General features: G+C 70.7%; 10 protein-coding genes. 5 read left to right on the top strand and 5 right to left on the bottom strand.

The features are described 5' to 3' along the window. Positions 1 to 719: helix-turn-helix domain-containing protein (locus RNC47_RS35190; RefSeq protein ID WP_311604853.1), on the bottom strand; the 719-nt coding region annotated here is incomplete at its 3' end. A 179-nt stretch (positions 720 to 898) separates the two neighbouring features. On the opposite strand from RNC47_RS35190, the gene RNC47_RS35185 reads away from it, so the two are divergent. The 3 genes from RNC47_RS35185 (at position 899) to RNC47_RS35175 (ending at position 3,219) form a co-directional block, all read left to right on the top strand. Beyond that, positions 899 to 1,915 (top strand): zinc-dependent alcohol dehydrogenase family protein, encoded by a 1,017-nt coding sequence (locus tag RNC47_RS35185; RefSeq protein WP_311604852.1) that lies wholly within the window; start codon positions 899 to 901, stop codon positions 1,913 to 1,915. A gap of 73 nt (positions 1,916 to 1,988) precedes the next feature. Further along, positions 1,989 to 2,654, top strand: a complete 666-nt coding sequence (locus RNC47_RS35180) for an SDR family NAD(P)-dependent oxidoreductase (protein WP_311604851.1) — start codon at positions 1,989 to 1,991, stop codon at positions 2,652 to 2,654. Positions 2,655 to 2,673: 19 nt separating this feature from the next. After that, positions 2,674 to 3,219 (top strand): cyclophilin-like fold protein, encoded by a 546-nt coding sequence (locus RNC47_RS35175; protein ID WP_311604850.1) that lies wholly within the window; start codon positions 2,674 to 2,676, stop codon positions 3,217 to 3,219. A gap of 357 nt (positions 3,220 to 3,576) precedes the next feature. On the opposite strand, the gene RNC47_RS35170 is transcribed toward RNC47_RS35175, so the two are convergent. Further along, on the bottom strand, positions 3,577 to 4,503 hold the full coding sequence (locus RNC47_RS35170; protein WP_311604848.1) for an oxidoreductase: 927 nt from the start codon (positions 4,501 to 4,503) through the stop codon (positions 3,577 to 3,579). A gap of 116 nt (positions 4,504 to 4,619) precedes the next feature. Further along, positions 4,620 to 5,435 carry an SDR family oxidoreductase gene (locus tag RNC47_RS35165; protein ID WP_311604846.1) on the bottom strand — a complete coding sequence of 272 codons (816 nt, stop codon included), beginning with the start codon at positions 5,433 to 5,435 and terminating at the stop codon, positions 4,620 to 4,622. Positions 5,436 to 5,554: 119 nt separating this feature from the next. On the opposite strand from RNC47_RS35165, the gene RNC47_RS35160 reads away from it, so the two are divergent. After that, positions 5,555 to 6,250 (top strand): TetR/AcrR family transcriptional regulator, encoded by a 696-nt coding sequence (locus tag RNC47_RS35160; protein WP_311604844.1) that lies wholly within the window; start codon positions 5,555 to 5,557, stop codon positions 6,248 to 6,250. 78 nt (positions 6,251 to 6,328) lie between these two features. Here RNC47_RS35160 and RNC47_RS35155 read toward each other — a convergent pair whose 3' ends face one another. Further along, positions 6,329 to 6,943: a TetR family transcriptional regulator gene (locus RNC47_RS35155; protein WP_311604842.1), complete on the bottom strand. Its 615-nt coding sequence runs from the start codon at positions 6,941 to 6,943 to the stop codon at positions 6,329 to 6,331. A 116-nt stretch (positions 6,944 to 7,059) separates the two neighbouring features. On the opposite strand from RNC47_RS35155, the gene RNC47_RS35150 reads away from it, so the two are divergent. After that, positions 7,060 to 7,998 carry an aldo/keto reductase gene (locus RNC47_RS35150; protein WP_311604840.1) on the top strand — a complete coding sequence of 313 codons (939 nt, stop codon included), beginning with the start codon at positions 7,060 to 7,062 and terminating at the stop codon, positions 7,996 to 7,998. A 675-nt stretch (positions 7,999 to 8,673) separates the two neighbouring features. Here RNC47_RS35150 and RNC47_RS35145 read toward each other — a convergent pair. Further along, positions 8,674 to 9,244: NADPH-dependent F420 reductase (locus RNC47_RS35145; protein WP_311604838.1), on the bottom strand; the 571-nt coding region annotated here is incomplete at its 5' end.

The raw sequence follows: 9,244 nt of genomic DNA, 5'->3' as shown, positions 1-9,244 counted from the left end.
AGGACGAGTTCTCCGACGACGGGGTGGTCGAGGGTCTTGGTGCCGATGGTGCGGGCTGCGACCTGGTGTTCTCCCCACCACTGGGCGAACTGCTTGTCGCGCAGCGAGAGCTCGCCGACGAGCGCGATCAGGCGGGGGTCGTCGGGGTACTTCGCGGCCTCCATCCGCAGCTGGGCGACGGCGGTCCTGGCCGAGGTCGTCCAGTCCGTGTACAGCGTCCGCATCGCCGGGTCGACGAAGAGGATCCGGGGGTAGTTGCGGTGTTTCTCCGGGATGCGGGAGAAGTCGGTGACCAGGGCGGCGGCCAGCGCGTTCCAGGCCAGGATGTCGCCGCGCCTGCCCTGGACCAGGGCGGGGGTCGCGGTGAGGTCGTCCAGGACCCGCTGGAGCTGGGGCTGCACCGTCTGCCGCCCCCGGCGCCGGGGGCGGGCGGTGGTCCTGCCGGCGAGCTGGAAGAGGTAGTCCCGCTGGTCGTCGTCCAGGTGGAGGACCCGGGCCAGGATGTCGAGCACCGGCGCGGAGGCCTGCATCCGGCCCTGCTCCAGGCGGGTGTAGTAGTCGGTGCTGATGGAGGCGAGCTGGGCGACCTCCTCACGGCGCAGCCCGGCGACCCGGCGGGGGCCGCCGGTCTCCGGCAGCCCGACGGTGCGGGGACTCAGCTCGGAGCGGCGCTTCCTGAGGAATTCTCCCAGCTCGTTGAGGGGGATGTTGCCGGCCATGCTCCCCAGGATGGCACCGACCGCCGCCGGGGAAGGGGGGAGAGTTTCCTCCCAGGATGTTTCTCTCCCGGGATGGAATTCTCCGCTTTTCGCGCCCGCTCTCGCGTGTGAGGCTCGGTCGTGAGCGGCCCGCCGAGGGCCGCGGAACTCTTTTCTCTCGTAGTGAAGGAAGTGTCAGCATGCGCGGAGCCGTCATCCACGCCCCTGGCGACGTGCGTTTCGAGGAGCTGGACGACCCGAGGATCGTCCAGCCGACGGACGCGATCATCCGTACCGTCGTGACCTGCGTGTGTGGCTCGGACCTGTGGCCCTACCGCGGCGCGGAGCCCGTGGGCGAGCCGCATCCGATGGGCCACGAGTACGTCGGCGTCGTCGAGGAGGTCGGCGCCGAGGTGACCTCGGTCAGGCCGGGCCAGTTCGTCATCGGCTCGTTCGCCACCTCCGACAACACCTGCGAGAACTGCCGCAACGGCTACCAGTCCAACTGCGTGCGCCGCGAGTTCATGAGCACCTGCCAGGCCGAGTACGTGCGCATCCCCAACGCCCAGGGCACGCTCGTCGCCACCCCGGAGCACCCCGCCGAGGAACTCCTCCCCAGCCTGCTGACGCTCTCCGACGTCATGGGCACCGGCTGGTACGCCGCCAGGGCCGCCGAGGTGAGGCCCGGTTCGACGGCGCTCGTCGTCGGGGACGGCGCGGTCGGCCTGTGCGGCGTCATCGCCGCCAGGGAGCTGGGCGCCGAGCGGATCATCGCGATGAGCCGGCACGAGCCCCGCCAGAAGCTGGCCCTGGAGTTCGGCGCCACCGACCTCGTCACCGAGCGCGGCGACGAGGGCATCGCCCGCGTCAAGGAGCTGACCCGCGGCGTCGGCGTCGACTCGGCGCTGGAGTGTGTCGGCACCCCCGAGGCCATGCGGCAGGCCGTGCGGGCCACCCGCCCCGGCGGCAACGTCGGCTTCGTCGGCGTCCCCCACGACGTGACGATCGACGGCCAGGAGCTGTTCTTCTCCCACGTCGGCCTGCGCGGCGGCCCCGCGCCCGTCCGCGACTACCTGCCCGACCTCATCCAGCGCGTCCTCGACGGCCGCATCGACCCCGGCAAGGTCTTCGATTTCACCCTCCCCCTCGACCAGGTCGCCGAAGGCTACAAGGCGATGGACGAACGCCGCGCCATCAAGACCCTCCTCAGGCCCTGACCTGCCCGCTTTTTCCCCGGGTGGGCTCCGTGGAACGGCCCGCCCACCCGCGTCGTCCTTGCGGAGAACCACCGTGACCACCTTCGCCCTCATCGGCGCCGGCCCCGGCCTGGGCCTCGCGGCCTCCCGCCGCTTCGGTGTCGCTGGCCACCGCGTCGCTCTCATTTCGCGCGGCGCCCAGCACCAGGACAACCTGGTGGCCGAACTGGCCCGGGAGAACATCCACGCCCGAGGCTTCACCGCCGACGTCCTGGACCCCGTCTCCCTCACCGCGGCCCTGCGCCAGGCCGCGGACACGCTGGGGCCCGTCGAGATCCTCCAGTTCAGTCCCGTCCCCCGCGGTGACTTCATGAAGCCGGTCCTGGACACCACCGCCACCGACCTGGATGACCCGCTGGCCTTCTCCGTCAAAGGGCCGGTGACCTGCGTGCACGCTGTTCTGCCGGGGATGCGGGAGCTGGGCCGGGGCACGCTGCTGTTCGTCAATGGCGGCAGCGCGGTACGACCCCACCCCGAGCGGGCTGGCACCTCCATCGCGTTCGCCGCCGAGAGCGCCTACGCGGCCATGCTCCACGACGCCCTCGCCCCGGAGAACATCCACGTCGCCCAGCTGATCGTCCCCGGCGCGATCCGCCCCGATGCCGAGCACTCCAGCCCCCGGACCCTGTCCGAGCGCCTGTACGCCATCCACACCGAGCGCGGCGGGTTCCGGCACTACGCCGAGCCCATGCCCGCATGACGACCCCGGGATGTCTCTCATGAACTCCGCCGTCCGCCGCGGTCTGATCGGCGTCGCCCTCCTGCTGGCCGCGACCGCCTGCTCCGACGACGCGCGGGAAACCACCCCGCCCTCCCCGTCTGCCACCTCCGCGTCCCCGGGGCAGCAGACGATGTCGCCCGGCGCGCCGTCCACCCCACCAGACACCTCGTCGCCCGCTTCCGACAGGAGCACTCCCATGGACATCCGGGTCACCCTCGACGGCCGCCCCGTCGACGCCACCTTGAACGACAGCCCCGCCGCCGGAGACTTCGCCGAGCTGCTCCCGCTCACCCTGGACCTGGAGGACTTTCACGGCACGGAGCGGATCGCCGACCTGCCGCGCGAGCTGAACACCGCCGGCGCGCCCGAACCGACCGCGGCCAGGGTCGGCGACATCGCCTACTACGCCCCCTGGGGCAACCTGGCCCTCTTCTACCAGGACGGGCCTGCCCCCTCCGCCGACCTGCTCATCCTCGGCCACCTCGACGTCAGCGCCGACCAGCTCGGCCGGGCCGACCGCATCACCATCGAAGCCGCCTCCTGACCCCGACGACTCCCTGAACCCCTCAGAGGAGGAGAAGTACCCGTATGCCTTCCGTAGCCGGCGCCCCCGCGGGCACGCTGCCCTTCGTCGTGTGGGTGCTCGCCGCCGGCACCATCCTGATGGGCACCACCGGACCGCGGTGAAGTCAGCGAAGTCCTGGTGGTGTGGTTCGCGGAGCTCGGGGTGAGCGCGGTCGGTGGGGGCGCGGCCGACGACGAGGACGTCGGTGACCTTCTCGTCGCGCGGGCAGGCTTGCAGTACTCCCTGGCCCCACCAGGCGGGGGCCCCGAAGATGATGACGCGCACAGTGTTCCTGTGCCGTGGTACCGGGTGATCCGTTGGGCGGGTCGCTTGGGCTCAGACGGGGAACCTGACGTCGGTGAGCTGCTCGGACACGGCCCACAGACGCTGCTGGACGGCCGTGTCGTGGGACTTCTTGCTGGAGGCGACCGCCTCGGGGTAGCCGCGGGTTCCGCCCATGCCGCCGGGGCCGTAGTACTGGCCGCCGGTGACGGCGGGGTCGGTGGCCGCGCGCAGGGTGGGCAGCGCGCCCATGGCGGCCGGCTGGCTGATCAGCGGGAGCGCCAAGTCCGCTGCCTTGCGCAGTGGGCGGGGCAGGTTCTGCTGGAGTTCGGTGGCGGCGGCGCCCGGGTGTGCGGCGGCGGCGATCGTGGTGCCGTGCGGGGCGAGGCGGCGCTGGAGTTCGTAGGTGAACATCAGGTTGGCGAGCTTGGCCTGCCCGTAGGCGGCGACGCGGTTGTAGGAGCGGTCGAACTGCAGGTCGTCGAAGTGGATGCTGGCCTGGATGCGGTGGCCGAAGCTGCTGACGGTCACCACCCGGGAGTCGGCCACGGGCAGCAGCGCGTCGAGCAGGAGACCGGTGAGCGCGAAGTGGCCGAGGTGGTTGACGCCGAACTGCATGTCGAACCCGTCCTGCGTCTTGCGCCGCGGGGTGTACATCACGCCGGCGTTGTTGATCAGCAGATCGATCCTCGGGTGGGCGGCGCGCAGTTCAGCGGCCGCGGTCCGCACCGATGCCAGGGACGCCAGGTCCAGTTGTTGCAGGCTGAGCTGGGCACCGGGCACGCGGTCGGCGATCTCGGTGGCGGCCCGGCGGCCCTTGTCGAGGTCGCGGACGGCGAGGACGACGTGCGCGCCGCGCGCGGCCAGGACTCGTGCGGTCTGAAGGCCCAGCCCGCTGTTGGCGCCGGTGACGACGGCGATGCGGCCCTTCTGGGACGGGACGTCGTTCTCGGTCCATCGGGCGGCGGTCGTGCGGGCCATGATCGGGCCTTTCCGTGCTGGGGAGACGGGTGATGCGGAAGGTGCGCGGGTTTGGGGTTCGCCCGGCGCCTCGCGTGTCTCGGGCCGGGCGCGAGGCGCCGGACCGTGGAAGGCCGTCAGCCCTGGGCGGCCTGGGAGACGGGAGCCCACTCGGCCCACGATTCGAGGCGCTGGCCGTAGACGTTCCTGACGTGGTCGACCATGTGGCTGCCGAAGAGCACGCGCAGCGGCGGGTTCTCGGCATCGACGATCCGCAGCAGTGCCTGGCCGGCGGCTTCGGGGCTGCCGTATTCGGTGCCGGCGAGCTGCTCGGCCAGCGCATCGCGCAGCGGCTGGTAGACGTGGTTCGGCTCGGCGTGCACGGCGGAGGAACCGCGCCAGTCGGTGGCGTAGCCGCCCGGCTCGACCAGGGTCACCTTGATACCGAAGCCCGCGACCTCGGCCGCGAGGGACTCGGACAGGCCCTCGACAGCCCACTTCGAGGCGTGGTAGACGCCGGTCTGGGGGAAGGCGGTCACGCCGCCGACGCTGGAAACCTGGACGATGTGGCCGCTGCCCTGCGCGCGCAGGATCGGCAGCACGGCCTGGGTGACGTGGAAGACACCGAACACGTTGGTCTCGAACTGGTCGCGCACCTGCTGCTCGCTGACCTCCTCGACCGCGCCGAACAGGCCGTAGCCGGCGTTGTTGACGACCACGTCGAGCCGCCCGAACTCCTCGTGCGCGGCCGACACGGCCCCCTGCACACCAGCGCTGTCGGTGACATCGAGGGGCAGCGGCAGCACCGCGTCCCCGTACTTCGCCGCCAGGTCGTCGAGGGTGGTGACGGTGCGGGCGGTCGCGGCGACCTTGTCGCCGCGACCGAGCGCCGATTCAGCGAAGGAGCGGCCGAAGCCGCGCGACGCGCCGGTGATGAACCAAACCCTGCTCATGGAGAACCCTTCACATGCCGGAGGCGGTGCGCCGGGGGCGCCGCACCACTGTAGCCAGGTTACTGGACTCGTCTAAAAATCGACGAGTCCAGCAAGTATGATTCCGGGAGGGAGGATCCATGGGCCTGCGGGAACGGAAGAAACTCGCCGCGTGGCGCGCCATCAGCGAGGCGGCACTGCGCCTGTTCGAGGAACAGGGCTTCGAGGCGACCACGGTCGAGCAGATCGCGGCAGCCGCCAACGTGTCCCGGGCCACCTTCTTCAACTACTTCGCCGGCAAGGAGGCCGTCGTCTTCGACCAGGACCCCGAAGCCCGCGAACGCTGGCGCGCCCGGCTGGAGGCCCGGAGTCCCGGCGAACCGCTCTGGGAATCACTGGCCGCGATCATGATCGAGGTCAACACCGGACTCCGCGAGCGCATGCCGCTCATGCGCCGCCTCAAAGCGCAGTCCCCGGCCCTCGCTCGGGCGAGCCAGGCATCCGGAGACCAACTGCGCAACGATCTCCAGACCTGGATCCTGACCCAGATGCCCGGCGAGGACGCCATGATCGCGATCCTCCAGCTCAACATGGCCCTCGCCGCTTCCGGCGCCGCGTACCAGAGCTGGAAGGCCGACGAGGACTTCGACACCTACATCGAGCGCCTGCGCACTTGCCTTGCCGTCGCGGGCGCCGGCGTCGCGGACGCTCTCGGCTACGACAGGACCACCAGCCGCCTCCTCAGAGAAACCGGCGGGACATGGAGTCGATACGCCGCTGGTGAGCACAGACGAGCACCAACAGGCTGGGCCCCTCGGAGAACCGGCGACAGTTGATTACGGGACCCCACCAGCACTGGGGCCGTGCTTGGCCTGCCGGACCGACACATAGAAGCGGTTCGCTGCCGGGGCGGCTCACTCCGGGGTGGTCTGGGAGGTCGCGGTTGTTGGGGCCGCGTCGCCGGTGGCTGCGGGAAAGAGGCGTTGGACGGCGGTGACGATGGCCGTCCGGCGGGCCGCCAGGAAAGCGTCGCGTTCCTCGCCGATGGGAGTGAGGCTGGTCTGGCCGGCCCACGAAGTGGCCAGCTGGCTGACGAACACGAGGATGTCCTCGGGGTCCCAGGCGGGGTCGAGGTGGCCGGCGTCCTGCGCCTGGCGTAGCTGCTCGATCTTGCGGCGCACTGACTCTCGCAACGGGTCGCCGGGGAGAGTCTCCTCGCCCGCCAGTTCCAGTTGTCCCCACACCATCAGCCGGTGCCGTTCAGGGTGGCGGATGGCGTGGTCATGCACACGGCCGGCGTAGCCCGGGAGGTCGGTGGGATCCAGCGGGACGGCTTCGGCCATGGCCGCGAGTTCCCGGCCGGCGACGAACCGGTAGAGCTCCTCCTTGCTGCGGAAGTACGCGTACACACGTTCCTTGCCGGTTCGCGCGGTCTTGGCGATCCGCTCGACCCGTGCCCCCGCGATGCCGTGGCGGGCGAACTCGGCCGTGGCCGCGGCAACGATGCGATCTCTGGTGGCGTCGGTCATGCTGCTGCGGGGGGCCATGCGTCCCAGCCTACCTAACCGAACCGTTCGGTTTTGCAGGGGCGAGTGAAGCGTGTACGGTCGAACCGAACCGTTCGGTTTTGCGCAGGGAGTGCCTCATGCGACAGCGCACACTGGGCCGCCAGGGCCTGACCGTCTCCGAGATCAGCTACGGCGCGATGGGCACCGCCTTCGCCTACGGCCCCTCGGACGACACCGCCTCGATCACCGCGATCCGCCGCGCCCACGAGCTCGGCGTGACCCACTTCGACACCGCGGAGATGTATGGCTGGGGAGAAGGCGAGAAGCTGCTCGGCAACGCCCTCGCGCCGATCCGCGACGAGGTGACGATCGCCACCAAGTTCGGCCTCACCCCGACCTTCGCCCCGAACTCACGGCCGGAGCACATCCGGGAGGTCGTCGACAACAGCCTCCGCAACCTGAGCGTCGAGGTGATCGACGTGCTCTACCAGCACGGCCCCGACCCCGACGTCCCGGTCGAGGACGTGGTGGGGGTGATGAAGGAGTTCGTCGACGCCGGCAAGGTCAGGTACCTCGGCCTGTCCAACACCGACGCCGAGTCCATCCGCCGTGCCCACGCGGTGCACCCGATCTCGGTCCTGCAGCACGAGTACTCGATCTTCGCCCACGACTCCGAGCAGTTCTTCCCCGTGCTGGAGGAACTCGGCATCGGACTGGTCGCCTACTCCCCGCTCGCCCGCGGCTTCCTCAGCGGCGCCGTGAAGTCCCGCGAGCACTACGACGCGGGCGACATCCGCCAGATGATTCCCTGGTGGGCTCCGGAGAACTTCGACCAGAACCTCTCCATCGTCACCGAGCTCACCAAGATCGCGGAGGGCAAGGGCGTCACCCTGTCACAGCTCGCCCTGGCGTGGCTGCTGGCGAAGAAGGACTACATCGTCCCGATCCCGGGATCGCGCGACCGCGAGCGGGTCGCGCAGAACATCGCCGCCGCCGACCTCGAGCTGACCGCTGAGGACCTCGCCCGCATCGACGAGATCGCACCCCGAGGCGGCATCGGCGGACGAGGCATGTGACACCCCGACCACCGGAACCTCGTCGGGCTCCATGGACAAGCCCTCCGACGGCATGGGCCGGCTCGCTTCCCCTCGGACGGGAGTGGGGCGGCCCATGCCGTCCCCATCGACAACGGGCGACCAGCGAGCCGCCAGATGGGGTTCGTCGGCCCCGACCGGAGCGTCGCGGCCCGCGACGGCTGCCAGGACGTGGCCGGAGACATTCGCGCCGTTCACAGGCGCCGGATACCGGCACACGCGTCTGGAGACCGTGGCAGCCCGGCATCGTCTGCCTGCGAACCCGCCCGCACCGGGTGACGGGAGGACAGCAGCCATCCGACACGTAGGAGTCAGTCACGGGACGGCCTCACGCCTCCAGAAAAAGAGCGGCCACGCTCCGGCGGGCAGGCCGCCGCGCAGGGGGCCTCAGATCCGGCCGTCCGGGGCGGTGCCGTCCGGCTGACGCCTGACAGGTACGAGTTGATGCGGGTGAGGCGGCCCTTGCGATCTCCGCCACGCCTGCTTCCCGACACGGCACAGCGCCAGTGCGAGTCCGCTGGCGGTTGTCAAGCGCGCCGGCCACGGCGTCACCGTCCTGTCTCCCGGCTCGGGCTCGGAGACGGTCGCCCGCCCGCGCCCCCGGTCCACACATGCCCTCATGCGCAGCGCGTGGAATCGAGGACGTCTCCGCGGTTACTACGTGCGGGTGACTGAGATGTTGAAGTCGAAGGTGCCGAGTGTCTCCCAGAGCATGAAGTAGAGCGGCATGTACATCTCGGTGCCGCGGGCGGTCCTGATGCCGCCGAGGTCGATGATGACGTCCTCCGGCCAGCCGAACTCGCGCAGCAGCCCCTTGACCGTCTCCTTGGCGTCGGCGTCCTCGCCCGCGACGAAGACGTTGTGCCGGCCGGGCACCCGTCCCGGCTCGATCATCACCTCGAAGAACACCGTGTTCAGCGTCTTGACGACGCGGGCGTCGGGGAAGGCGCGCTGGATCTGCTCGCCGAGGCTGTCCGTGTTCGCGAGCGTGAGCTTCGGCGGCATGCCCTGGGAGAGGTCGAGCGGCAGGGCGAGGTCGAGGAGCACCTTGCCGGCCAGGTTCGCGGCGCCGACCGCATCGAGCGCCGCCAGCGAGTTCACGCCCGCGGTCGCGTTGAGGACGAGCTCGCCGTGCGCGCCGGCCTCCGGGAACGGCAGCAGTCGCACGCCCTGGTTGGCCCGCTGCCACTCGGCGTAGGGCGGGTGCCCCATCGCGTCCGGCTCGGTA

The organism is Streptomyces millisiae, assembly GCF_031845425.1.
GTDB lineage: Bacteria > Actinomycetota > Actinomycetes > Streptomycetales > Streptomycetaceae > Streptomyces > Streptomyces millisiae.
Note: the sequence above shows the minus strand (reverse complement) of the source record. Positions and strands in the feature narration are given on the sequence as shown.

Excerpts from the sequence above, each read along its gene's own strand:
- RNC47_RS35185 (WP_311604852.1), top strand. The coding sequence starts at position 899 with ATGCGCGGAGCCGTCATCCACGCCCCTGGCGACGTGCGTTTCGAGGAG.
- RNC47_RS35175 (WP_311604850.1), top strand. The coding sequence starts at position 2,674 with ATGAACTCCGCCGTCCGCCGCGGTCTGATCGGCGTCGCCCTCCTGCTG.
- RNC47_RS35170 (WP_311604848.1), bottom strand. The coding sequence starts at position 4,503 with ATGGCCCGCACGACCGCCGCCCGATGGACCGAGAACGACGTCCCGTCC.
- RNC47_RS35165 (WP_311604846.1), bottom strand. The coding sequence starts at position 5,435 with ATGAGCAGGGTTTGGTTCATCACCGGCGCGTCGCGCGGCTTCGGCCGC.
- RNC47_RS35160 (WP_311604844.1), top strand. The coding sequence starts at position 5,555 with ATGGGCCTGCGGGAACGGAAGAAACTCGCCGCGTGGCGCGCCATCAGC.
- RNC47_RS35155 (WP_311604842.1), bottom strand. The coding sequence starts at position 6,943 with ATGACCGACGCCACCAGAGATCGCATCGTTGCCGCGGCCACGGCCGAG.
- RNC47_RS35150 (WP_311604840.1), top strand. The coding sequence starts at position 7,060 with ATGCGACAGCGCACACTGGGCCGCCAGGGCCTGACCGTCTCCGAGATC.